20 protein-coding genes are annotated in these 24779 nt (G+C 71.0%); 10 read left to right on the top strand and 10 right to left on the bottom strand.

Annotated features, from left to right (window positions below):
- Positions 1-98 precede the first annotated feature (98 nt).
- Positions 99-1508, top strand: coding sequence for an RICIN domain-containing protein (locus tag ACZ7OO_RS30835; protein WP_471509720.1), 1410 nt, complete (start codon positions 99-101; stop codon positions 1506-1508).
- Positions 1509-1520: 12 nt separating this feature from the next.
- Here the strand turns inward: ACZ7OO_RS30835 and ACZ7OO_RS30830 are convergent, their stop codons facing one another.
- A complete protein-coding gene (locus ACZ7OO_RS30830; RefSeq protein WP_471509718.1) occupies positions 1521-3200 on the bottom strand; it encodes a rhamnogalacturonan lyase B N-terminal domain-containing protein in 1680 nt (559 codons plus the stop codon).
- Between the two features lie 189 nt (positions 3201-3389).
- Here ACZ7OO_RS30830 and ACZ7OO_RS30825 point away from each other — a divergent pair, with 189 nt between their 5' ends.
- On the top strand, positions 3390-4448 hold the full coding sequence (locus ACZ7OO_RS30825; protein ID WP_471509716.1) for a rhamnogalacturonan acetylesterase: 1059 nt from the start codon (positions 3390-3392) through the stop codon (positions 4446-4448).
- 133 nt (positions 4449-4581) lie between these two features.
- Positions 4582-6279 (top strand): DUF2264 domain-containing protein, encoded by a 1698-nt coding sequence (locus ACZ7OO_RS30820; RefSeq protein WP_471509714.1) that lies wholly within the window; start codon positions 4582-4584, stop codon positions 6277-6279.
- 344 nt (positions 6280-6623) lie between these two features.
- Here ACZ7OO_RS30820 and ACZ7OO_RS30815 read toward each other — a convergent pair whose 3' ends face one another.
- Positions 6624-7946 carry an MFS transporter gene (locus ACZ7OO_RS30815; protein ID WP_471509712.1) on the bottom strand — a complete coding sequence of 441 codons (1323 nt, stop codon included), beginning with the start codon at positions 7944-7946 and terminating at the stop codon, positions 6624-6626.
- A gap of 118 nt (positions 7947-8064) precedes the next feature.
- On the opposite strand from ACZ7OO_RS30815, the gene ACZ7OO_RS30810 reads away from it, so the two are divergent.
- Positions 8065-8655 (top strand): TetR/AcrR family transcriptional regulator, encoded by a 591-nt coding sequence (locus tag ACZ7OO_RS30810; protein WP_471509710.1) that lies wholly within the window; start codon positions 8065-8067, stop codon positions 8653-8655.
- Positions 8648-9328, top strand: a complete 681-nt coding sequence (locus ACZ7OO_RS30805) for an alpha/beta fold hydrolase (RefSeq protein ID WP_471509708.1) — start codon at positions 8648-8650, stop codon at positions 9326-9328. Before ACZ7OO_RS30810 ends, ACZ7OO_RS30805 begins: the two co-directional genes overlap by 8 nt.
- Positions 9329-9343: 15 nt before the next feature.
- On the opposite strand, the gene ACZ7OO_RS30800 is transcribed toward ACZ7OO_RS30805, so the two are convergent.
- From ACZ7OO_RS30800 to ACZ7OO_RS30780, 5 genes are all read right to left on the bottom strand, one after another.
- Positions 9344-10144, bottom strand: coding sequence for an ABC transporter permease (locus tag ACZ7OO_RS30800; RefSeq protein WP_471509706.1), 801 nt, complete (start codon positions 10142-10144; stop codon positions 9344-9346).
- Between the two features lie 5 nt (positions 10145-10149).
- Positions 10150-10953 (bottom strand): ABC transporter permease, encoded by an 804-nt coding sequence (locus ACZ7OO_RS30795; protein WP_471509705.1) that lies wholly within the window; start codon positions 10951-10953, stop codon positions 10150-10152.
- Between the two features lies 1 nt (position 10954).
- Positions 10955-11950: an ABC transporter ATP-binding protein gene (locus ACZ7OO_RS30790; protein ID WP_471509703.1), complete on the bottom strand. Its 996-nt coding sequence runs from the start codon at positions 11948-11950 to the stop codon at positions 10955-10957.
- A gap of 139 nt (positions 11951-12089) precedes the next feature.
- Positions 12090-13340 (bottom strand): ROK family transcriptional regulator, encoded by a 1251-nt coding sequence (locus ACZ7OO_RS30785; protein ID WP_471509701.1) that lies wholly within the window; start codon positions 13338-13340, stop codon positions 12090-12092.
- Between the two features lie 68 nt (positions 13341-13408).
- The gene (locus ACZ7OO_RS30780; protein ID WP_471509700.1) at positions 13409-14662 is read right to left on the bottom strand and encodes an FAD-binding protein; all 1254 of its coding nucleotides are present in this window, start codon (positions 14660-14662) and stop codon (positions 13409-13411) included.
- A 195-nt stretch (positions 14663-14857) separates the two neighbouring features.
- Between ACZ7OO_RS30780 and ACZ7OO_RS30775 the strand changes: the two genes are divergently transcribed.
- From ACZ7OO_RS30775 to ACZ7OO_RS30760, 4 genes are all read left to right on the top strand, one after another.
- Positions 14858-15865, top strand: coding sequence for a hydroxyacid dehydrogenase (locus tag ACZ7OO_RS30775; RefSeq protein ID WP_471509699.1), 1008 nt, complete (start codon positions 14858-14860; stop codon positions 15863-15865).
- A gap of 49 nt (positions 15866-15914) precedes the next feature.
- Positions 15915-16973: a LacI family DNA-binding transcriptional regulator gene (locus ACZ7OO_RS30770; RefSeq protein ID WP_471509698.1), complete on the top strand. Its 1059-nt coding sequence runs from the start codon at positions 15915-15917 to the stop codon at positions 16971-16973.
- A 388-nt stretch (positions 16974-17361) separates the two neighbouring features.
- On the top strand, positions 17362-18681 hold the full coding sequence (locus ACZ7OO_RS30765; RefSeq protein WP_471509696.1) for a radical SAM protein: 1320 nt from the start codon (positions 17362-17364) through the stop codon (positions 18679-18681).
- A gap of 359 nt (positions 18682-19040) precedes the next feature.
- A complete protein-coding gene (locus ACZ7OO_RS30760) occupies positions 19041-20540 on the top strand; it encodes a cellulose binding domain-containing protein (RefSeq protein ID WP_471509694.1) in 1500 nt (499 codons plus the stop codon).
- 97 nt (positions 20541-20637) lie between these two features.
- On the opposite strand, the gene ACZ7OO_RS30755 is transcribed toward ACZ7OO_RS30760, so the two are convergent.
- From ACZ7OO_RS30755 to ACZ7OO_RS30745, 3 genes are all read right to left on the bottom strand, one after another.
- The gene (locus ACZ7OO_RS30755) at positions 20638-21639 is read right to left on the bottom strand and encodes an ABC transporter substrate-binding protein (protein WP_471509692.1); all 1002 of its coding nucleotides are present in this window, start codon (positions 21637-21639) and stop codon (positions 20638-20640) included.
- Positions 21640-21718: 79 nt separating this feature from the next.
- Positions 21719-22753 carry an ABC transporter permease gene (locus ACZ7OO_RS30750; RefSeq protein WP_471509690.1) on the bottom strand — a complete coding sequence of 345 codons (1035 nt, stop codon included), beginning with the start codon at positions 22751-22753 and terminating at the stop codon, positions 21719-21721.
- Positions 22750-23505 carry an ATP-binding cassette domain-containing protein gene (locus ACZ7OO_RS30745; protein ID WP_471509688.1) on the bottom strand — a complete coding sequence of 252 codons (756 nt, stop codon included), beginning with the start codon at positions 23503-23505 and terminating at the stop codon, positions 22750-22752. The genes ACZ7OO_RS30750 and ACZ7OO_RS30745 overlap by 4 nt, the downstream gene beginning before the upstream one ends.
- 240 nt (positions 23506-23745) lie before the next feature.
- Between ACZ7OO_RS30745 and ACZ7OO_RS30740 the strand changes: the two genes are divergently transcribed.
- Positions 23746-24756, top strand: coding sequence for a LacI family DNA-binding transcriptional regulator (locus ACZ7OO_RS30740; protein WP_471509686.1), 1011 nt, complete (start codon positions 23746-23748; stop codon positions 24754-24756).
- Positions 24757-24779 lie beyond the last annotated feature (23 nt).

The following is a 24779-nucleotide window of genomic DNA, read 5'->3' as shown; positions in this document are numbered from 1 at the left end:
TTGACCTGCCCGTAACGCACCCTTACCTTTTCGGCGATCACAACGTTCGTGATGGCAGCCGCCGTTCGTGATCTCGAACCTGAAGGAGCGTGTGTGAGATGAGACGTGCGTACGCGATCCTGCTGTCCCTCTGTCTGGCGGTGATCGGCGCCCTCGCCGCCGCGGACCCGGCCGCGGCCGCCGCCCAGACCGTCACCAACGGCACCCAGTTCACCGACACTTCGGGCGCGGTCGTGCACGCCCACGGCGGCGGGGTCATCAAGGTCGGCTCGTACTACTACTGGTTCGGCGAGGACCGCAACTCCGACAACACCTTCAAGTACGTGGACGCCTACCGCTCCACCGACCTCAAGACCTGGGAGTTCCGCAACCACGTCCTCACCCAGTCCTCCGCCGCCGAGCTCGGCACCGCCTACATCGAGCGTCCGAAGGTCATCTACAACGCCTCCACCGGCAAGTTCGTGATGTGGATGCACAAGGAGAACGGCGTCGACTACAGCGAGGCCCGCGCCGCCGTCGCCGTCTCCGACACCGTCGACGGCACCTACACCTACCAGGGCAGCTTCCAGCCGCTCGGCCAGTACATGTCCCGGGACATCACGACCTTCGTGGACACGGACGGCACGGCCTACATGGTCTCGGCGGCCAACGAGAACTACGACCTGCACATCTACAGGCTCACCGCCGACTACACCGCCATCGCCGGCCTGGTCGCCAACCCCTGGGCGGGCGGCCACCGCGAGGCACCCGCCCTCTTCAAGCGCAACGGCGTGTACTTCATGCTGACGTCCGGTGCGACCGGCTGGAGCGCCAACCAGCAGCAGTACGCCACCGCGACCTCGCTCTCCGGCCCCTGGACGGCGTTCACCAACGTCGGCGACTCCACCGCCTACAACTCCCAGACCGCGTACGTCCTCCCGGTCACCGGCACGTCCGGCACCTCGTACCTCTACATGGGGGACCGCTGGGGCAACTCCTTCGGCGGCACGGTCAACGACTCCCGTTACGTCTGGCTGCCGTTGACCTTCCCGACCACGACCACGATGTCGATGTCCTGGTACCCGCAGGTGTCGATCGACACGACCGCCGGGACGGTCTCCGGCACCAGCGCCACCTACAACACGCTGATCGCCCGGCACAGCGGCAAGTGCGCCGACGTCCCGAACCAGTCCCTCTGGGAGTCCGTCGCGATCAGCCAGTACACCTGCAACAGCGGCACCAACCAGAAGTGGTGGTTCAAGGACCTGGGCACCGGCTACTACGAGCTGATGGGTCGCGGCAGTTCACTCTGCCTCCAGGAGAACTCCACCGACGTCACCCAGGAGGACTGCACCGGCGCCACCGCCCAGCAGTGGTCGGTCGTCACCTCGGGCTCCTACGTCAACATCAAGGCCCGGACGACCGGTGAATGCCTGGACGTGAACGGCGCGTCCACCGCCAACTCGGCCGCCGTCATCACGTACACGTGCAACGGCGGCACGAACCAGCAGTGGACGCGGGGCACTTGATACCCGACCAGGTCAGGCCAGCAGGTCGATCGCGTCGATCGAGGTGCCGGCGCTGAGGAAGGACGTCGTCCCCGAGCCGCTCGCCACATAGATCTTCAGCGTGTTGTACGCGCTGGTGTCCGTCAGCCAGGCGGACGCCGGGACGCTGTAGGTGAACGTGTGGTTGTTGCCCCGGTAGGAGCCCACGGTCAGCGACCTGGTGCTCGGCTGGGTGGGCGGCGAGGGTACGGCGGAGGTCCAGGTGTCGTTGACGACGACCTGCGGCCGGCCGTTCGCATAGGCCGTCGTCACCCCGATCCGCAGGGTGTGCGCGGCGGCGGCCTGGGCGGCCGTCAGCTTGAAGTAGACGATGATCCCGCTGTTGACGTCCTTCCACAGATAGCAGGGGAAGGCCGAGGTCTCCGTACCGCTGCCGACGACCACGTTCCCGGTCCAGGACGCGGCCCGCACGTCCGACGGATGGGCGTACGTCATCAGGTCGGCGTTCTTGAACCCGCCCGGCGTACCGTCCCAGTTGTTGATCCGCCAGATCGCGGTCGCGTTGCCCGGGTCGTTCGAGGACGGGATCGCGAGGGTGTTGAGGGTGGTCGTGCCACCCGCGGTCACCGTCACCGATGTGGTGTACACCGCCAGTTCGCCTTTGAAGACGGTCAGCGTGTACGTCCCCGGAAGCACGCTCCCGATGGAGAAGTAGCCGTCCGACGAGCGTGCCGAACCCCAGTACTGGGCGGCGGAGTTGGCGAGCCCGACCGTATAGGCGTACGCCGTGTTACGGCCGCTGATCCCGACGCCCGCGACCTTGCCCCGGCCGCTTGCCGCGACGTATCCGGAGATGCCGAGCGAGTCCGCCCAGGAGGTGGTGAGCGTGCCCGGGTAGAGGGACGAGGAAGGCACGCCGCCGTCCGTGAAGGCGATGACGTACGGGCCCTGGAGGCCGTAGCGCTCCGACTCGGTCTGGTTCTCGCCGTAGTAGAGGATCTCGTACAGGCCGCCGCCGTCGGCGCTCTGGTGGCGCAGCAGCGAGCGGTAGAACGGGCCGCCGGAGGCCTTCTCGTGGTTGCTGCGCACGATCCACAGGCCGACGCTGCCGGTCGTCCAGCCGATGTAGTCGTAGTCCATCACCCGCAGCTTCGAGTAGTGCTTCGCGCGGGTCTGGCCGTCGGACTTCTCGAAGACGTCCGCGGACTCGATGACGGTGGGGGCGTAGGTGTACGAGTCCGGCTCGTCGTTGAGGAACAGACCGGCCTTGACGCGCACGATGTAACGGGTCGCGGTGACCGACGAGTCGGCCTTGTTGGTCCACAGGTAGACGTTGTTCTCGCCGCTGCGGGCCGCGTAGTAGTGCTTCAGCGTGCCGTACGTCACCGAGATCAGGATCGTGGAGCCGGACTGGGCGATGGTCACCGTGGAGGTGCCGAGACCCGACTCGACATGCGAGTTCTTGCCGCCGTAGCCCTGGTACTCGGTGCCCTTGTAGACGAGCGAGGTCAGGTCGCCGTTGGTCTTGCTGACCTTGAAGACCAGGCTGGCGCCGGTGTCGACGACGTAGTTGGAGCCGTCGTCCGACCAGCCGAAGCCCGCGGCCGAGGCAGTGGTTGCGAGCGGGCCGGTGAGGGCGGCGGTGCCGGCGGCGGCCGCGCTGCCGAGGACGAAGGTACGGCGTCCGAGGGGTCTCCCGTGGGGTCCGGACATGGGGGTGCCTCCTTCGGAGGGGCGGGGTTGCGGGTGACTGTGAGGGTGACAGTTGAATCGATTTCGCGAAAGGGCTTTCACGGTCGCGGGGTTGGCAATCTCGCGAAATCAGTCCAAGGGCTAGAAAGCGCTTGTGGGTGACGGTACGGTCCCCGCCAGGCCTTGTCACCGTGACGGAGGAGTCCCCGAGTGAGACGTTTCAACGGTGTCCGTGCCGCCGTGGCCGCGGCGGTCGTCCTGAGCGCAGCCACCGGCCTGACGGGCACTCCCGCCCAGGCCCATGACCGGCGGCCGCCGCTCTCCCTCGCCAACTGCACTGCCGGCGCCTGCCACTTCGACGTCCCGCCGGGCGACTACGACGTGACGGTCCGGCTCGGCGGTTCGGCCGCGTCCAGCACGAGCATCATCGGGGAGACCCGGCGTTCGCTGCTCCCCGAGACGGCCGCCGCGGCGGGGCGGCACGTCACCCGCAGCTTCACCGTGAACGTCCGTACGCCGGAGGGCGAGCCGACCGGCCCCGACGGAACCCCCGGGCTCGACCTGGCGATCGGCGGCTCGGCGCCCGCGCTCGCCGGCATCCGGGTGACCCCCGCCCGGCACGCCCGCCAGCTCTTCCTGGTCGGCGACTCCACCGTCTGCGACCAGCCCGCCGACCCCTACTCCGGCTGGGGCCAGCAGCTCCCGCAGTTCCTGCGCCGGGGCGTCTCCGTCGCCAACTACGCGGACTCCGGGGAAAGTACCGTGACCTATCTCCAGAACCCTCAACTCTGGGGTACCGTCCAGCCGTTGATCGGCCGGGGCGACCTGGTCCTGATCCAGCTGGCGCACAACGACAAGACGACCGACGAGGCGACCTACCGCGCGAATCTGGAGACGCTGGTGGCGGGCGTACGGGAGAAGGGCGGACTGCCGGTGCTGGTGACGCCGATCGTGCGCCGCTGGTTCAATTCCGACGGCACGCTGAACAACGGCATCGCGCTTCTGGTCAACGGGCTCGGCGTCAACCATCCTGAGGTGATCCGCTCGGTCGCCGCCGCCGAGGACGTTCCGCTGATCGACCTCACGGCGAAGACCAAGGCGCTGGTGGAGTCCCTCGGCGTGGAGGGCTCCAAGGCGCTGTACCTGTACAACGAGAAGAAGGACAACACGCACACCTCCGCGTACGGTGCCACCGTCTACGCGGGCCTGGTGCGTGACGAACTGCTCGCCCAGCACCTGGTGCCCCGGGGCACCGTGCGGGTGGGATGAGCCCCTGGGGCGTCCCGACCGGAACCGGGGCGCCCCAGGTCCGAACGGCACGAGGTTCGGTACGAAGTCCGGCACGAGGTCCGGTAGCAGGTCCGGTACGAGGTTCCGTACGAGCGAGCGAGGAAGAGCACCGATGCAGCTGCCTGCCGAGGACCGCGGCCCCAGCCCGCGCACCGGCTTCACCCGCGCCCACTGGGAGGCCGCGGCCGACGCCCTGCTGGCCGCCGTGGAGCCGTACGCCACCGCGGACCGCGCCCTCTACCACCTCCCCGGCGACCGACAGAGCGCGTCGGGACACCTCTCCGACGGCCTGGAGGGCTACGCCCGCACCCTCCTCCTCGCGGCCTTCCGCCGTGACGAGACCGCGCTCCAGCGGTACGCGGACGGGCTCGCGGCCGGTGTGTCGGGCGTCTGGCCGCGCATCGAGGACCGCGGCCAGCCGCTGGTCGAGGCCGCCTCGATCGCCCTCGCCCTGCGTCTGACCCGCCCCCTGCTGTGGGACCGGCTCGGCGACGGGGTACGGCAGCGCGCCGCGGCCTGGCTCGCCGACGCGCTGACCGCCGAACCCTGGCCCTGCAACTGGGAGTTGTTCCCGGTGACGGTCGGCGGCTTCCTCGCCGAGGTCGGCCATGAGCCGGAGGCCGCGCACAAGGCGGTCGACCACGGCCTGGCCCGCATCGAGGAGTGGTACGTCGGCGACGGCTGGTACACCGACGGCGACGGCCGCAAGTTCGACTACTACAACGGCTGGGCGATGCACCTCTACCCGGTGCTGCACGCCTGGCTGACCGGCGACGAGCAGCTGCTCGACCTCTACGGCGGCCGCCTGGAACGCCATCTCGCCGACTACGCGAGGCTTTTCGGCGGCGACGGCGCCCCGATGCACCAGGGCCGCTCGCTGACCTACCGCTTCGCGACCACGGCCCCGCTCTGGCTGGGCGCGCTCACCGGACGCACGCCCCTGTCCCCCGGGGAGACCCGGCGGCTGGCCTCCGGAGCCCTGAAGTACTTCCTGGACCGGGGCGCCCTGGACGAGCGAGGTCTCCTGACCCTCGGCTGGCACGGCCCCGACCCCGCCGTCCTGCAAGGCTATTCGGGCCCCGCCTCCCCGTACTGGGCGAGCAAGGGCTTCCTCGGCCTGCTGCTCCCCGCGGAGCACGAGGTATGGACGGCGACGGAGGAACCGGCCCCGGCCGAGCGCACCGACGCGGTGACGCCGATCGCGCCGCCCAACTGGCTGCTCCAGTCCACGCGTTCGGACGGCGTGGTCCGCCTCCACAACCACGGCAGCGAGGACGTCCGCTACGACCCGTACTACACCCGGCTCGGCTACTCCACCGTGACGCAGCCCTCGGCGTCGTACGACAACAGTGTGATCGTCGGGAAAGATCCGAGCCGTACGGACATCGTGCCCCTGGGCGTCGGGCAGGGCTGGGCGGCCTCCCGGCACACGGCCGCCTCGGGGGCTCGCGTGACGAGTGCCGTGCTGGTGCGCGGGGCCGTGGAGGTGCGGGCCTTCCTGGTGACCGGGGCGGAGCCGGGGACGCCGGTGAGGGTGACCGGCTGGGCCGCGGGGGAGGGACTCCGGGCCGAACTGCTGCCCGCCGTCGGACTCGACGACGCGCTGACCGGGGTCACGGGTCAGGACCCGACCCTGTTCGTCGCACTGAGCCGGCTCACCGGGGCGGCGGATGTCGTGCCGCTGGGGGAGATGGTGACGGTACGCGGGGAAGGGGCCGAGGAGTTGACCGTGCGGTGGAGCGGGGGACCCGGGCTGCGGGTCCGCTGGCAGGGCGCCGGAGTCGATGTGGAGCCCATCGCGGAGGGCTGAGCCGTGCCGGGCATGATGCGGATCATGGGGCGGAGAGAGGAACTCCGACCTGTTGGGGGCGGGCCCGGCTGGAGCTGGTGGGGACCCGCGCGTCGAGGAGGTGGTGCCGCCGCCGGTGGCGTGGCGCCATGTCATCAAGTGGGACGAGGAGCCGACCGCCGAAGGGGTGAGACGGGCGATCCGCAGCGTCGTCGTGTCGGGGCTGCCCGGTGAGAAGACTGCCGTAGGTCGGGGTGACGGGGTGAGGGTGGCGCCGGCCAGCAGCCCGGCGGCCGCGAGGGCCCCGATCACGGGCTTGCGGAAGGCGTGGACGCGCCGGTGGCGGGTGGTGCGTGGTGCGGAAGTCATGCCTCCAGGTCGCCGCCGGGGCGGCGAAGGTTGCCCTGGCCCGGCGTGGGCGTGGCCGGTAGCGGTGCCGCCCTTCTGATCGGGGTGCCGAGGGCGGCGAGGCCGGTCAGGGTGCAGCAGGCACCGGCGACGGCGGCCACGGGAGCGGTGCCGTACCGCTCGGCCGCCCAGGTGAGGACGGCCGCGCCGGACGGGGCCAGCGCGTACTGGAGGGTCCAGTGGGCGGAGGTGACCCGGCCCAGCAGGGGTTCGGGGGTGATTTCCTGGCGCAGGGACATGGAGCAGGTGCCCGCCACCCCCACGCAGGCGAGGTAGACCGCGCACAGGACGGCCACCACGGGCACCGAGCCCACCCGGCCGAGTCCGGCGAAGGCCAGTCCGCATACCGTCATCGAGGCGATCCAGGTCGGCCCGAAGCCCAGCCGCCGCCGAAGCCGGGCGACCAGGAGCGCCCCGGTGATCGTGCCGACCGCGCCGATCGCCAGCACCGTGCCGACCGTGCCGTCGTCGTGGCCGAGGTCGTGCTCCAGGTGGTAAATGACCAGGTCGTTGATGCCGAGGCTGAGAAAGCTGAAGACGGCGAGCAGCCCGGTGACCGACCGCAGGACGGGGTGCCGGACCAGGTACCCGATCCCGGTGCGCAGGTCACGCCACACGCCCCGCTTCCCGGCCGGGTGGTCGTCCCCGGCGCGCTCCCGGACCCGGACCAGGAACAGGAGGGCGGCCGACACGGCATAGCTTGCCGCGTCCACGGCCACCGCGTCGGCGGGCCCGGTCCAGGCGGCCATCAGGCCGGCGCCCAGGGGGCCGAGGACACCGGCCGCCGCCGCGGTGGCGTTGACCCTCCCGTTGGCCTCGGTGAGCCGGGTGACGTCGACGAGTCCGCGTACGACGGTGACGTATCCGACGGCGAAGAGCATGCCGACGGCCTCGCACAGGGGCAGGACCGCGTACAGCAGCCAGAGGTGCGGCCCGGCCAGCCAGACGACCGGGACCAGGCCGTAGAGGACCATACGAACCAGGTCGCAGGCGATGAGCAGCTTCCGCCGGTCGACCCGGTCCACGACCACCCCGGCGAAGACCGCCGCCAGCACCATCGCGACCCCGCCGACGGCGGTGAGCAGGCCCATCCGGGCCACCGAGCCGGTCGCCTGGAGGACCAGCAGGGGTAGCGCGACGAGACTGAAGGAGTCGCCGAGCACGGACAGCGTCTGGGCGAGCCAGAAGAAGCCGAAGTTCCGTTGTTTCCACAGCGGTTGACCGGCCGCGGCCTCCTTGGCGCGCTGCGTCCGCTCCGCCCGTCGCGCCTCGCGTGTCACGGCTTCCCCTTCCGCGTCCCGGCAACCCTACCCCGACCGCGTCCCGTTGATAATCGCCTGGACCTCAAAACCTAGGGCCCCTAGGATTAAGGCTAGAAACCCCAGGAAGAGGTGGCGCATGGCGCGTGCCGGGATCACCGTCGACCGGCTGGTCGCGGCGGCGGCCGAACTCGCGGACGAGGCCGGCTTCGAGCAGGTCACGCTGTCCGCGCTGGCCCGCCGGTTCGGGGTGAGGGACGCGAGTCTCTACTCGCACGTCAGGAACCTCCAGGACCTGCGGCACCGGATCGCACGGCTCGCGGGCGGCGAGCTGATCGACCGCATCGCCACCGCTGTCGCCGGACGCTCCGGCAAGGATGCGCTCGCCGCCTACGCCGGCGCCTACCGCGCCTATGCCCTCGCCCACCCCGGCCGCTACGCGGCCACCCAGATCCGGATCGACCCCGCCCTCGTCGACCCCGACGACCCCGGCATGCGCCGCACCGTCGAGATCACCTACGGCATGCTGCGTGGCTACGGCCTCGCCGAACCCGATCTCACCGACGCCGTACGCCTGTTGCGCGCCACCTTCCACGGCTTCTGCGCCCTGGAAGCGGGCGGCGGCTTCAACGCCGCGCGGGACGTCCGCGCGTCCTGGGACCGGGCGATCGACGCCCTGCACATCGCACTCGACAACTGGCCCCACGAGGAGACCGACCGCCATGCCTGAACTCCCCTACGATGTCACCGGCACCGGACCCGTCCTGCTCCTCCTCCCCGGCGGCGCCGGTCACCCCATGGGCCTGGACCCGCTGATCGGCCACCTGGCACCGCACTTCACCGTCGTGACGTACGACCCGCTGGGCCTCGCCCATGGCCGGCTCGGCGAACCGGTCGCCGACCAGCGGGTGGCGGACTGGAGCGAGGGCGCCCACCGGGTAGGGGAAGAGGTGGCGGGCGAGGACGGGGAGGTGTACGTCCTCGGGACCAGCTCCGGCGGCATCACCGCCCTCGACCTGCTCGCCCGCCGTCCCGGGCGGCTGCGGGGCGTGATCGCCCACGAGCCGCCGTGCGTCACGCTGCTGCCCGACGGGGAGCGGCTGCGGGCCGAGCTGATCGGGCAGTTGGAGCACGGGCGCCCGGCCGCGGGCGAACCGACGCCCTTCGGGATCTTCCTCGACCACGTCCTGGGCCCCTTCACCGCCTACCGGCCGCCGACCGGCCTGCCCCGTCTCACGGTGGCGGCCGGCACCGACTCCCGCGGCCAACTCCTCCACCGCACCGCCGAGTTCGCCGCCGAGCACACCGGCGGGGCCTTCGCCGAGTTCCCCGGCGGCCATCTGGGCACCGTGGAACACCCGGCCGCCTTCGCGGACCGGGTCAGGGAGGTCCTGCTCGGCTGAAGGGCCGCCGGCCGGTCAGCCGTTCACCCCCGTGTAGTGGCCCAGCGCCCACCGCCACAGCCACCGTGACGCCAGGTAGGCGAGCAGGCCGAGGAGCGGGGACCCGGCCGCCAGCCAGTAGGGGGCGCCGGTCGTATGGCCGTGGCCGGTGAGAACCGCTGCCGGGAAGTAGGCGACGAAGGCGAGAGGGAGGCCGTAGGTGAGGAGACCGCCCACCGCGCGGGGGAGGACGTTGAGGGGGTAGCTGCCGAAGGTGCCGAGGAGCTCCTCCAGCCAGCGGCCCCAGTAGTCGGCGGCCGGGTAGCGCAGCGAGGCGCAGGCCACCACCGTGAAGAGGGCCGCCTCCAGGAGCATCCCGCCCAGGACGGCCGCGACCAGGTAGCCGATGCGGGACGCCGTCCAGTCCAGGTCGCTGCGGCCGAGCGCGGCCGCCATCAGGCCGGCCGCCACCGTCAGGTCGCCGATCGCGTTGGTGGGGAAGAACTCCAGCTGGACCTGGCGGTAGACGGGCAGCGGGCGAAGAAGATAGGCGTCGATCCTGCCCTCCTGGATGCTCCGGCCCAGGCCGTGCACCCGGCCCAGGAGGAGCACGAACAGGCCGTGCGCCAGCATGCGGGTCGCCGGGATCAGCAGGACGTCGCCGCTGTCCCAGCCGCCCATCCCGGCGAACCGCGTGAGCAGCACCGTCGCGAACACGATCACCGACACCTGCCAGACCGCGCCGATCGCGATCATCATCAGGAACTCGGTGCGGTATTCGAGCTGGGCGCGGAAGTTGAGGCGCGTGATGCGCCACATGATCCGTACGGCGTTCATCGGCCTCAGCCTCCTTGCGAGATCACGCGGCGGGCGGCCCGCCGCCACACGAACCGGGTGAACAGGTAGAGGGCCACGACCCACGCGGCCTGGACGCCGAGCTGGAAGGCGGCCTCCGAGAGCGGGATACGGCCGACGTACAGCGACAGCGGCACGCTCAGCGTCGCCTGGAAGGGCAGGAAGGAACTCAGCGTGATGAACCAGTGCGGGAAGTACCACAGCGGCGCGTACACCCCGGACAGCAGGTTCTGCGCGAAGACCAGGATCAGCATCGCGGCGGTGTTGCGCAGCGTCCAGAAGCACAGCTGGTCGATGAGGAGCATGACGTGGTAGAGGACCAACTGGCCGAGGACGAGGCTGAGTACGAACACGCCCGCCACCGCCGCCGAACCCGGCGGCCGCACGACCCCGACCGCCAGACAGACCGCGTACCCGGCCAACGCCCAGGTCAGGCCGTAGAGTTGCTCGCCGATCGCACGCAGGGCGTGGTAGCGCCGGGGTGGCAGCGGGCGCAGATACCAGTAGACGATGGTGCCGAAGTGCACGTGCTGCATGACCGTGTCCCGGCCCGCGTACTGGTCCAGCTCCCGCAGCCGGGAGGCCAGTACGGCCATCACGGCGTAGGTCACCGCCTGGCCGCGGTCCAGACCCGCGGTCGTACCGGACTGGGCGTACAGGCCGCGCCAGAGCGAGGCCACCAGCACCACCTGCACGGTCAGCCTCAGCAGCACCCCGGTCATCCGGGGCGGGGTGTACAGCTCGCCGAGCGGGGTGACCCGGGCGGCGCGCCAGCCGTAGGACAGGGCCATCTCAGACCGCCTCGGCCTGCACGTACGCCGCCCGCATGACGTCCTCCAGGTCGGCCTCGTCCACCGCCACGTCCGTCACCTCGTACCGCTCGATGACCAGCTTCAGTGCCTGGTGGACGGTGGGCGCGGCCGGACCGTCCGGGCCGAACACCACCTGGGGTCCGTCCCGGCGCACCAGGGTGATGCCCGGCAGGGGGCCGGCCGGGGTGTGCGGGTCGGCGAGCGTGGCCCGCACCTGCCAGGTCGAGCCGAAGGTGCGGCGGATCTCGTCCAGGGTGCCGTCGAGCACCAGCCGCCCGTGGTTGACCAGCACCACCCGCTCGGCAAGCCGCTCCACCTCTGTCATGTCGTGCGTGGTCAGCAGCACGGTACGGCCGCGCTCGGCCACCTGGTACCGCAGGAACTCACGGACCTGCTCCTTCACCACCACGTCCATGCCGATGGTGGGCTCGTCCAGGAACACGACCGGCGGATCGTGCAGCAGGGCAGCCGCCAGGTCGCAGCGGACCCGCTGGCCGAGCGAGAGATGCCGGACCCGGGTGTCCCAGAAGGCGGAGAGGTCCAGCAGCTTGTCGAACTCCCGTAGCCGGGCGGCGTGTTCGGCCTTGGGCACCTCGTAGATGTCCCGCAGGATCGCGAACGACTCGCGCACCGGCAGGTCCCACCACAGCTGGGTGCGCTGCCCGAACACCGCCCCGATGTTGCGGGCGTTGCGCTCCCGCTCCTGGTAGGGCACCACGCCGGCGACCCGGGCCTGGCCGGAGCTCGGGGTGAGGATGCCGGTGAGCATCTTGATGGTGGTCGACTTGCCCGCGCCGTTCGGGCCCAGCAGGGCGAGGAGTTCGCCGGGGGCGACGTCGAAGGAGATGTCGGAGACCGCGTGCTTCTCGACGCGCTCGGGGTTGACCAGGGATCGCAGGGCGCCGGTGAAGCCCGGGCGCCGGACGGTGGTGTGGAAGGTGCGGGACAGACCGCGGACCTCGATGCTTCCGGCCACGCTGGGGACTCCCTCGTTCCGTGCACGACGTACGGCCGGCCGGTTCGGGAGGCCGGCCGGCCGCGGATACGCCACGACGGTCGCAGAGCGCCGAAGAGCCCGGCAATGGATTAAACGACCAGCGAGTTGGACTAATCGATCACCGGGAGGAGGAGGCGGCCGAGGTGGAGGCCGTACGGCTTGGGCGTACCCCGTTGCGCTGCCCCACGGACCGCAGCGCACCCTCCAGCGCGAAGGTGGCCGCGCCCAGGCAGACCGGGTCGGTGGGGATGGGGGAGAGGACGATCTCGGTGGCGGCGAACGGCCGCCCGAGCGCATGGCGCCGGACGGCCTCGCGGACCTCGTCGAGCAGCGGTTCACCGAGCCCGCGCGCCACCCAGCTGCTGAGCACCACCAGTTCGGGGTTGAGCAGGTTGACCAGATTGGCGACCCCGGCGCCGATGTACCGGGCCGTGTCGCGTACCACCTGCACCGCGACCGGGTCACCGTCCGCCACGCCCCGCGCCAGCGCCTCGATCGTGGCCGTCTGGTCCTCGGGGTGCAGCAGCGGGCTGTCCGGGCTCGACTCCCGCAGGTTCAGCATGATTCCGGGCGCGCCGACATAGGTCTCCACGCAGCCGTGGTTGCCGCAGTGGCACGGCCGCCCGTCGAGGACGAGTGTCGTGTGCCCCCACTCCCCGGCGCTGTTGCTGACCCCCCGGTGCAGTCCGCCGCCGAGCGCGAGCCCCGCGCCGACCCCGGTGCCGAGGTTCACCACCACCGTGTCCCCGCGCCCACGCGCCGCTCCGAACCACTGCTCGGCGACCGCACAGGCGCGCAGCGGATTGTCCAGGTGGAGGGGGTAGGCGATGTGTTCGGACAGCAGGTCGAGCAACGGCACGTCGTGCCAGTCCCAGTTGGGAGCGTACTCGGCGATACCCGTGCCCCGGTCCACCTGCCCGGGCACGCTCACCCCGACGCCCAGCACCCGCGCGCCCTCGACCCCGGCCTGCGCCACCACCGAGCCGACGGCGGCGGCGACATGGCTCACCACCTGCCGGGGCCGGTGCTCGCCGGGGCGCATGTCCTCCTCGGCGCGGGCGAGCACGTTCAACGCGAGGTCGAACAGCTCGACATGGACGTACGTCTCCGCGATGTCGACGCCGATCAGCGCGCCCCCCGAGGCGTTGACCGCCACGAGTCCCCGGGGTCGCCCGCCCGCCGAGTCCTCGAAGCCGACCTCCGTGATCATCCGCAGTTCGAGCAACTCGCCGACGAGCGTGGCGACCGTGGCCAGGCTCAGCCCGGTGACGGCCGCCAGCTCCTGCCGGGAGGTGGGAGACTCGGCGATGATGTGCCGCAGCACCTCGTAGCGGTTCGCGGTGCGGATGTCACGTGATGTGTGCTTCACACGGCGCAAGGCTATGGGCTGCGGCAGGCTTTCGACAAGGGATTAGGAAAAGGGCTTTATTAAGTCCGTCAGAGAGCCAGCGCATCGTGTACGAACGGATTGGCGAACTTCCCCTCGGGGTCCAGGGTCCGGGCCAACGCGCGGAAGTCGGCGAGGCGCTGGTAGCGGCCGCGGAGCACCTCGCCGGGGACGGTGTGCACCTTGCCCCAGTGCGGACGCGGCTCGAAGGGCTCCAGCGCCTCCTCCAGCCGGCGTACCGCGGGCAGTACGGCCGCCAGATCGTCGACCCAGGTGAAGTGCAGGGCGACGGAGTCCCGGCCATGGGCGGGGCTCAGCCACTGCGGATCGGCGGCGATGGTCCGTACCTCGCAGGTCTGCAGCACGGGGGAGACCGACTGCCGGATGCCGTCGACCGCGTGCAGGGCGTCGAGGGCGGTCGATCTCGCCAGCAGATACTCCGACTGGAGCTCGTCCCCGCTGCTCGGCGTGAACTCCGCCCGGAAGTGCGGCAGCCGCTCGTGCCAGGGCCCCGGCACCCCGAACTGCTGGGTGCAGTTGCCCGCAGGCATCCCCGGCACCGGGTGCATCGCCTCCGTCGCGGGCCCGGCCCAGCCGAAGTCCACGGCGGGCCGATCGGTGCGCCGCTTCACCCACACCTGCCTGAAGCCGGGCTCCCGCCAGTCGGTGAACAGGCTCACGCTGTACCCCGCCCCGGACACGGCCGCGAAGTCCAGCCCCGCCAGCGGCAGTTCGACGTACACCGTCTGCGCCACCTCGTACGCCGGTTCCAGGTCGAGGGTGAGTGCGGTGACGACCCCGAGCGCGCCCAGCGAGGTCACGGCACCCTCGAAGCGGGCGTCGCCGCGCGCGATCGTCACCGTCGAACCGTCTGCGAGGACCAGTTCCACCTCCCGGACGGGCGCCGCGAGCGATCCGTTGGTGACGCCGGAGCCGTGCGTGCCGGTGGCCACCGAACCGGCCACCGAGATGTGCGGCAGCGAGGCCATGTTGGGCAGCGCCAGGCCGTACGCGTGGACCGTGCGGGCCAGTTCGGCGTACCGCACCCCGCCCGCGACCCGGACCGTACGGGCCTCCGTGTCCACCTCGATCACCGGCGGCAGCCCGGCGACCGAGACCAGCACGCCCTGCGGACCCGGATCGGCGATGCGGTTGAAGGAGTGCCCGCTGCCCAGCACCCGCACCCGCCCACCGCCCGCCACCAGCGACCGGAGCGCGTCGAGCGAGTGCGGGCGGTGGAACTCCTTGGCCGTGTACGTGATGTTGCGCGCCCAGTTGGTGACCGTCTGCGCCGGATCCGTCATCGCTGTCGTCCCATCCCTTGTCGTCCCATGCCTTGTCCTCTCCTGCTTCGGCGTCCCATGCCTTGTCGTCCCGTGCCTGGCGTCCCCCACCTGGTGTCCGCCGGAGACCGCGTGTGCATTGACCCTCTCATTCGCCGAGACCTACGGTAGAGACCGGTTGCTATCCGTGCGTCACCGAGCCGGAAGGTCACTTCCTTGACCGAGCGTCCCCAGGCAGTGTTCGCCATGACAGCCCAGAACGTGCCGCACATCTTCCCGCCGGAGGTGCTCGCCCGACTGCGCGAGTGCGTAGAAATCGATCCCACTCTGGTGGTGGACGACTTCACCGATCCCCGGGCACGGGAGACGCTCGCCCGCACCGAGGTCCTCGTCACCGGCTGGGGCTGCCCGACCCTGGACGCGGCAGCACTGGACACGGCGCCCGCACTGCGCGCGGTGCTGCACGCGGCCGGCTCGGTCAAGGGCTTCACCACGCCCGAGGTCTGGAAGCGCGGCATCCTCGTCTCCTCGGCGGCCGCCGCCAACGCGCTGCCCGTCGCCGAGTACACCCTCGCGATGATCCTCCTCGCCGGGAAGGACGTCTTCGCCTTCCGCGACCTGCTGCGCACCCGGCGCACCTACCCCTACGGCGGCATCGTCCCCGGCATCGGCAACTTCCGCCGCCGCGTCGGCGTCGTCGGCGCCTCCCGCATCGGCCGCCGCCTCATCGAACTCCTGCGCCCCCACGACCTTGTGGTGAGGCTCGCCGACCCGTACGTGGACGAGGCCGAGGCCGCACGGCTCGACGTGCCCCTGCTGCCGCTGGACGAGCTGCTGCACACCTCGGACATCGTCACCGTGCACGCCCCGCAGACCCCCGAGACCCACCATCTCGTCGGCGCCCGCGAACTCGCCCTGATGCCCGACGGATCGGTACTGATCAACACCTCACGCGGCTCGCTCGTCGACCAGGACGCCCTGGTCGAGGAGCTGCGCACCGGGCGCCTAAGCGCGGTCCTCGACGTCACCGACCCAGAACCGCTGCCCGCCGACTCCCCCCTGTTCGACCTCCCCAACGCCTTCCTCACCCCGCACCTCGCCGGCTCGCAGGGCAACGAGCTGGCACGGCTCGGGCTCACCGTCGTAGCGGAGGCCGAACGGCTGCTGACCGGCGACGGCCTGCTGTACGCGGTCGACCACTCGGTCCTCGAACGGGCCGCGTGACGGCCGTCTCGTAGGGTGACCCGAACACATGACGAAGGGGAGCCGAACGGTGGCGACGAGGACGCAGCCGGTGCCGAACGGCGACGCCTCGACGGTACGGGACGTGGCCGCGCGAGCCGGGGTCTCCGCGTCGACCGTCTCCCGGGTCCTGGGCGGCACCTACCCGGTGGCCGCCACCACCCGCGCCAGGGTCCTGAAGGCGATGCGCGAGCTGGACTACGTGGTCAACGCGCACGCCCGCGCGCTCGGTGGCGCCACCAACAAGACGGTCGCCTTCGTCGTCGACGACGTCACCGGCCCCTTCTACGCGCACATCGCCCGCGGGGTCGAGGAGCAGGCCTCGGCGGAGGGCCGGCTGTGCATGCTCTGCACCACCCACGGCGACCCGCGGCGCATCCTCGCCGTCGTGGAGACCATGCGGGAGCAGCGGGCGGACGCGGTGATCGTGGTGGGCGGCGCCCTTGAGGACAAGGCGTACCACGACCGTATGACCCACTTCGCGCACGCCCTGGACCGGGCGGGCTCCCGGCTCGTCCTGGTCGGCCGCCCGCCGCTCGGCCCCGGCGTCCCGGCGACGGTCGTCGACTACGACAACGAGGGCGGCGCCTTCGCCCTCACCAGCCACCTCCTCTCCGGCGGCCACCGGCGCATCGCCTACCTCGGCCGCGTCCCCGGGCTGTCCACCAGCGCCCAGCGCATCGCCGGCTACACCCGCGCCCATGAACTCCTCGGCCTCACCCCTGACCCGGACCTGATCGCCGACGGTGTCTTCTCCCGCGCCTACGGCTACCAGGCCACCCGTGAACTCCTCGCCTCGAAACGGGAGTTCACGGCGGTCTTCGCCGCCACCGACATGATCGCCTCGGGTGTGATCCAGGCCCTGCGCGAATCCGGCCGCCGTATCCCCGACGACATCGCCGTGGCCGGATACGACGACATCCCGGTCGCCCGGGACGTCCACCCGACGCTCACCACGGTCCACGTACCCCAGGAGGAGCTGGGCCGCGCGGCGGTCCGCCTCGCCCTGCACCGCGACGAGCTGCCGGACGGCCAGCATCTGGTGCTGGGCACGCATGTGGTGCTGCGGGACTCGACGCGACGGGGCTGACCCGGGGCACCCCGGACACGACTGCCCGATGAGGGGGACGCGTACCACGGTGGCACGCGGCTCTTCTCCGCGCCCGAGGTGACCGAGGTCTCCTCGGCGCTCGCCGCGTTCGACGAGGAGGAGCTCCGGCGGCGCTACGAGGCACTGGACTTCACCGGGGCGTACGGCTCTGAACCGGACGGTCGTCCGGCCAGGGAAACCCGACGCCTACGCCCACGCCTTCCGCCACCTCCGCGACTCCTCCAGCGCCGCCAGACAGGCCGGTCACGCCATGATGGTGTGGCTCGGCCGACCCGGTCCGGCGCCACACCATGCCCCCGCTCCCACCTCCGCCGACGAAGAGGCATACCGTGAGGAGTCGAACGCGTGAGCCGGGAGGAGACACGGGATGGGCAGCCGTACCGCGCTGGTCGAGGATCTGATGGAGAGGTTCCCGCACGTACCGAGGGAAGCCGTCTTCAAGGAGGACCTGCTCCGGGGCGGTGTCGCCTTCGATCCGTCCGCCCTCAGCGACAACGAGAGCGGCGAGGTCAAGCCGAAGTCGTACTTCATCTTCTCCTTCGACCACGGCACCCTGCCCGAACTGGGCGAGGCCGCGCTGCGCCGGCCCCCGGAGGAGATCATCCTCACGGGCGGCCCGTACGACCTGCGCCGGACCGTCGTGTCCGTACGTGTGAACCCCGCCTCGCCGTATCGGGTGGCCGCAGGCGAGGACGGGCTGCTCGGCCTCTACCTCGACGGGAAGCGGATCGCCGACGTCGGGGTGCCGCCGATGCCGGAGTACTACCGGCACAAGCTCGCCAACGGGAAGTCCGTGATGGAGGTCGCCCCGACCATCCAGTGGGGCTACCTGATCTACCTCACGGTCTTCCGGGTGTGCCAGTACTTCGGCGCCAAGGAGGAGTGCCAGTACTGCGACATCAACCACAACTGGCGACAGCACAAGGCCGCCGGCCGACCCTACACGGGAGTGAAGGACGTCGACGAGGTCCTGGAGGCCTTGGAGATCATCGACCGGTACGACACGGCGAAGACCTCCACCGCCTACACCCTCACCGGCGGTGCCATCACCTCCAAGCTCCAGGGCCGTGACGAGGCCGACTTCTACGGCATGTACGCCAAGGCCATCGAGGAGCACTTCCCGAACCGCTGGATCGGCAAGGTCGTCGCCCAGGCGCTGCCCAAGGACGACGTCCAGCGCTTCAAGGACTACGGCGTGCAGATCTACCACCCCAACTACGAGGTCTGGGACCGCCGGCTGTTCGAGCTGTACTGCCCCGGCAAGGAGCGCTATGTCGGCCGCGACGAGTGGCACAGGCGGATCCTCGACGCCGCCGAGATCTTCGGCGCGCGCAATGTGATCCCCAACTTCGTGGCCGGCGTGGAGATGGCCGAGCCGTTCGGCTTCACCACGGTCGACGAGGCGATCGAGTCCACCACGGAGGGCCTGCGCTTCTTCATGTCGCACGGCATCACGCCCCGCTTCACCACCTGGTGCCCCGAGCCGACGACCCCGCTCGGCAAGGCCAACCCACAGGGCGCTCCGCTCGAGTACCACATCCGCCTGCTCCAGGCCTACCGCCAGACGATGGAGGACTTCGGCCTGTCCTCACCCCCCGGCTACGGCCCGCCCGGCCCCGGTAACGCCGTCTTCTCCGTCAGCTCCTTCATGGACAGCCTCCCGGCGGAGGAACCGACGAAGGTGTGACTCCCTTCCGGGTCACCTCACACAGGAGGGCGTCGGGCAGGCCGCCGACGCCCTCCCGGGCATCGATATGCGCGGGATCGAGGGGGACGGTGAGTCGGAATGCGGTTGCGGTCCGTATTGGAGGCCGGAGTTGTGGGCCACGGTGGACACGGACCCCTGAGCACTGCGGTTGACATGACGCCGGGGACCGGTGGTATGGGTGACGCGGAGGATCCGTGGCACGACCACCGGTAACCGGTTTTGAATATGCCGCTTGTCAGTTGTGCAGGAGACGTGAAAAGCTCGGGTCCTGCCGCGAGGTTCCCCCCAACTCCATTGCCGATGTGGTGAGTTGACCTCGCTTTTGATGCAGGAGACCCATGCCCGACCTGCCGATCCCCCAGGACGCCGCCGAGGCAGCGCTGTTCTCCGAATGCTGGGACGCGGTTCTCTCCTACGCCGACCTGTGCACGTCCGGCTCTCTGACGGCCAATCAACTGGCCACCGAGGGCTTCGCGCTGGGTATGCGCGAGGTCCGTGACACGGACTTCACCCCCGTCCGCAGCGCGGGACGGCGCGCCGCCCGGCTGCCGATGATCCCGCTGCTGCTCACCGCCGTCCGCAACACGGCCGCCGGCTGGGAGGCCCAGGGGCTGGGCCACAAGCTCGACCCGGACCTCAGGCTGTGGCTCAACTCCGAGAAGGCCGCGCGCTATACGGGGCTGCCCTTGCAACGGCCCGTCGCGCTGCGCGGCCTGCGCGACATGCAGGAGGCGGACGCCTCACTGCTGTGGCTGGCCGAGGTGGAGGCGTTGCCGCTGCCCTCGGTGGCGCGCCGGCTCGGCCTCGACCGGGCCGTCGCCGCCCAGGAACTGGAGCAGGTACGCGGTCTGTTCCGGGACCGCTGCCATCGTGCACACCTCGACACGCCGATGGCCGCCGAGTGCCGCAGCTACGCCCGGCTCCTGGACGCGGTCACCCGGTCCGCCGCGGCCGACACGCCCGAGGACCTCTCCCGGCACCTCGCCACCTGTGTGCAGTGCGCCGAGGCCGCCGCCTGTCTGCGGCTGCACGGCGGGGGACTGCCCGCGGCGCTCGCCTGCGGGGTCATCGGCTGGGGCGGCCTCGCCTATCTCGAGCGCCGCCGCCGCGCGGCCGAGGTACGGCTCGGCGCGGGCCGCCCGGGCGCCGGCGACAACGACGGCGGCGACCCCAAGGAGGGCAGCGGACGGGCCAGGGTGCTGCGCCACGGGCTGCTCGGCGCGGCGGTCATGATCTCGCTGGTGGCGCTCGGCGTGTCGATGATGCCGATGGGCAGCGGCTCCGGCGACGACAAGGCCACCGCCTCCCACGACGACCGCCAGCCGGTCGCCGACCCCACCGCCGTGCCCCCGTCGACCGACCCGCCCGCCACCCACACGGCCTCCGCCGCCCCGTCCTCCTCGGCCACCGCGGGCAAGCCGGCCGACAAGAACCCCGACCCGGAACCCCAGGGCACCTCCACCGCCACGGCGAGCACCAGCCCCCGGGCCACCGGCTCCGCCTCCCCCACCGCATCCGCGGCGGCCACCTGCCAGGTCGCCTACGACCTGGTCAACCAGTGGACCGACGGCTTCCAGGCCACCGTCACCGTCACCACCACCCGGGCCCTGGCCGACTGGCGGGTCCAGTGGTCCTTCCGGGACGGCCAGAAGGTCACCCAGATGTGGGACGCGAGCGTCAGCCAGAGCGGCGGCCGGGTCACCGCCGACGCCGCCGACTACAACAGGTCGGTCTCCCCGAACGGCACCCTGTCCTTCGGCTTCCTCGGCACCTGGCACGGCAAGAACTCGTCGCCGTACGCCTTCACACTGAACGGCGGCTCCTGCTCGCCCGACTGAGCCGGGCCGCCCGTACGACCGGCGGCCGGGGGACCCAAGAGAGTGGGCCCGCCCGGCCAGTAGATCGACCGTCAGTAATTGAGGTCGGGGGCGCCTGTCAGCACTGCGACTTGTAGAAGTACTTGCTGACCGAAGCGTCGTTCATGTTGTCCTTCGTGATGGCCACCATGTTGGTGCCGATCGTCTTGCTCACCGACTTGCCCTCGAAGGCGCCGGCGAGCTGGTCCACCGCCTGCCGGCCGATCGCCGCCGGGTCCTGGGCGACCAGCACCTGGAGGGTGCCCGCCTTCAACGCGGCGACCTCGTCGGGCTCGGCGTCGAACGCGGCCACCTTCACCGTGCCCTGCTTGCCGGCCTGCTTCAGCCCGGTGGCGATGCCCGTACCGGTGTTGGTGTTGCCCGCGAACGCCCCGCCCAGGTCAGGGTGGGCGGCGAGCGTCGACTGGATCTGGGAGGCCGCGGTGGCCGGCAGGTCGTTGTCGTAGAGCGTCGGCAGCACCTTGATGTTCGGGTACTTGCCCATCTCCTCGGTGAAGCCCTTGATCCGGGCGTCGGTCGTCGACACGCCGGGCTTGACGCTGATGACGATCACCGAGCCCTTCTCGTTCATCAGCTTGGCCAGCGCGTCGGCGGCGACCCGGCCGCCCTTCTCGTTGTCCGACGAGATCCGGGTGATCCCGACGGAGTCGTCGCTCACCGTCGTGTCCACCAGCGCCACCTTGGTGCCCGCCGACTGGATCTGCTTGAGCGACGGGGTCAGCGCGCTGGTGTCCACCGGCGAGATCAGCAGCCCGTCGGGCCGGGCCGCCGCCACCGAGTCGAGAAGCGGGCGCTGCACCGACACGTCCCACTGCGCGGAACCGTCGGCCGTGAAGTCCATCCCCTTGGCCTTGGCCTCCTGCTGCGCGGCACAGGTCATGGTGATGTAGAAGGGGTCGCTCTTGACCCCCGTGATCAGCCGGACCTTCTTGCCCTTGGCGCCGCCCGAACTCCCCGAACCGCCACCGTCGTTCGAGGAACCGCAGGCCGAGGCCGCTCCGAGAGCCAGCACCGTGCCCACCGTGACCAGCAACGCGCGCCTGCTGCGAATGCTTCCCATCACAGAGTTCTCCTTGTCCTGCGTGATCGAGTAGTCCTGTGCGATTCCGTGCCGCGCGATGCGGTCGGGTGTGACCGCGTCATGCGCGTTCCCGGGTCTTCCTGCGCAACTGGTCCACGTAGACGGCCACGACCAGCACCACGCCCACGGCCACGTCCTGCCAGTACTGCTGGACGCCGATCACGATCAGCCCGGTGGTCAGCACCGCCGGAATGAACACACCGATCACCGTGCCCAGCACCGAACCCCGCCCGCCGAACAGGCTGGTACCGCCCAGGACCACCGCGGTGATCACCTTGAGGTTGTCGGTGGAGTGGCCGGCGATCGACGTCGTCCCGTACGAGGCCAGCCACATCACCGCGCCCAGCCCGGCCAGCAGCCCCATCAGGCCGTACACCTTCACCAGATGCCGGCCCACCGGAATGCCCGCCCGCCGTACGGCAGTCGGATTCGACCCGATCGCGAGGGTGTGGTCGCCGAACCGGGTGGCGGCCAGTACCGCGCCGAAGACCGCGGTCACCACGGCGGCCAGGATCACCATCCAGGGGATGCCGAGCAGCTTGCCGAAACCGAGGCTGTTCTGGAGATGCGTGGAGGACGCGCCGGCCGGATCCTGGCCGCCGGTGGCGAGTTCGGCGATCCCCAGCGCCGCGCCGAGCCCGCCCAGCGTCACGATCAGCGGCGGCACCTTCCCACTGGCCACCACCACGCCCTGCAGCGCGCCCCACGCCGTGCCCACGGCCAGCGCGATGACGACACAGAGCGCGACCGTGCCCCAGCCCGACGCCGGCCCGCCGTGATGGATGTTGAACTCACCCGCCGCCACCGCGGCCAGCACCAGCACCGACCCGATCGACAGATCGATGCCCGCCGTGATGATCACGAACGTCATGCCGACACCGAGCACCAGATAGATGGCCGCGTTCACGGCGATCTGGGTGATGTCGTAGGTGGTGAAGAACTTGCCCGGCGCCGCGATGGTGAAGAACACCACCAGCGCCAGGAGGATCACAAAGGTCCACAGTTCGTTGAGAGTCGCCGCACGCCGGAGCCAGTCCGGCACCCCGGAACGGCTGTCGACGGCCCCCGGGGCCTTCTCGCTCTCGGCCGTCATCGTGCGCCCTCCGCTTCCTTGCCCCCGTTGGGCCCGTCCAGCGACCCGGTCATCGCCCCGACGAGCTCCTCGATCGTGGTGTCGGCCGCGGTGTACGACGCGACGCGCCGTCCCAGCCGCAGCACCTCCACCCGGTCCGCGACCGACAGCACCTCGGGCATGTTGTGACTGATCAGCACCACGCAGATGCCCCGGTCTGCGACCCTGCGGACGGTCTCCAGGACCCGGGCGCGCTGGACGACCCCGAGGGCGGCGGTCGGCTCGTCCATGAAGATGACCTTGTTGGCGAAGGCGACCGCGCGGGCCACTGCGACGGACTGCCGCTGGCCGCCGGACAACGTTGTCACAGCGGCCGTCACATCCTTCAGTTCGACGCCGAGTTCGGCGAACGCCCTGACCGCCTCCCGGCGCATCGCGGGCCGGTCGAGGACACCGATCCGCCCGAGCAGGCCACCCCGCACGATCTCCCGGCCGAGATAGAGATTGGCCGCCGCGTCGAGATCGGGCGCGAGCGACAGATCCTGATAAACCGTCTCCACGCCGTGCCGCTGTGCGTCCATCGGCCCGGAGAACCGCACCGGCGCCCCGTCCAGGCGGACTTCGCCGGCGTCGGGGGCGAGGACGCCCGACAGGACGTTCACCAGGGTGGACTTGCCCGCACCGTTGTCGCCGATGAGGGCGACGACTTCGCCGGGGTATGCCGTGAAATCGGCGCCCTGGAGCGCCTGGACATGGCCGAAACGCTTGACCACGCCATGTGCTGTGAGTAGTGGTTCCCTTGCAGAGGCCATGTTGTGCCTTCTGGTTGGTATCGTTAACAGCTTGGCTGATTCTTGGGGCGCTCACGGCGGGGTGTCAAGGGTGGTGCAGCTGCCGCCGGACCCCGCGGACCTGCTCCTCAGCTCCGCCTATTTGCACGCCTGTTGATATGTCGTCGAGTTGGTAACGTTAACGAGTCGACGCTCAAACGTGACACAGGTGGAGGACGTGGCGTGGCAGCCACCCGGCCGACCATGAAGGACGTTGCCGCGGAAGCGGGCGTCAGCGCGATGACGGTGTCCCGGGTCGTCAACGGCGATGCGGCCGTCGCCCCACGGACCGCCGCCCGGGTGGAGGCCGCGGTCCGCAAACTGGGCTACCAACGCGACGACGTGGCACGCCAGTTGCGTCGCACCCACGAACTGAGCCAGACCATAGGGCTGTTGGTCGACGATGTCGCCGACCCCTTCATGGCCGCCGTCGCCTCCGCCGCCGAGGACGTCGCCCGGCAGCGCGGCAGCGTCATGCTCATCGGCTCCAGCCGCGCCGACCTGAGCCGCGAGCGCGAGGTGATCGCCGCGTTCACCGCCCGCCGCGTCGACGGCCTGATCCTCACCCCGGCCGCCGGCAGCCACCGCTTCCTGCGCCCGGCCCAGGCACAGGGCACGAAGATCGTCTGTGTGGACCGGGCGGCACCGGGGCTCGACGTGGACGCCGTGGTGGTCGACAACTTCGGCGCGGTGCGGGAGGCGGTGGGGCGGCTGGTGGCCCACGGCCACCGCAGGATCGGGTACATCGGCGACACGCCGCGGATCTGGACGTTCGGCGAACGCCGGCGGGGCTATCTGGCGGCGCTGGCGGCGGCCGGGATCGCCGCCGACCCGGCACTGGTCAGGGACGGTCTGCGGCCGGGGCCGGCCGCGGCCAGCGCCGTCACCGAGATGCTGGCACTGCCCGATCCGCCGACCGCCCTCCTGGCCGGCAACGAGATCCTCGCCTTCAGCGCCCTCACCGTCCTTCCGGCCGACCTCGCGTTCGTCGCCTTCGACGACTTCGCACTCGCCGACCGGCTCACCCCGCCCGTCACCGTGATCGCCCAGGACCCGGTGGCCCTCGCGACCAGCGCGGCGCACCTGCTGTTCGCCCGGATCCACGGGGACGCCTCACCACCACGCACGGTGGTCATGCCGACCCGGCTGATCCGGCGGGGGTCGGGGGAGCTACCGGGACCGTTCGCCGCGTAGGGAGATGGCCCGGCGGCCGCCCA

This window comes from Streptomyces sp. NPDC111744, assembly GCF_055634995.1.
This window is presented reverse-complemented; position numbering and strand designations above follow the sequence as displayed.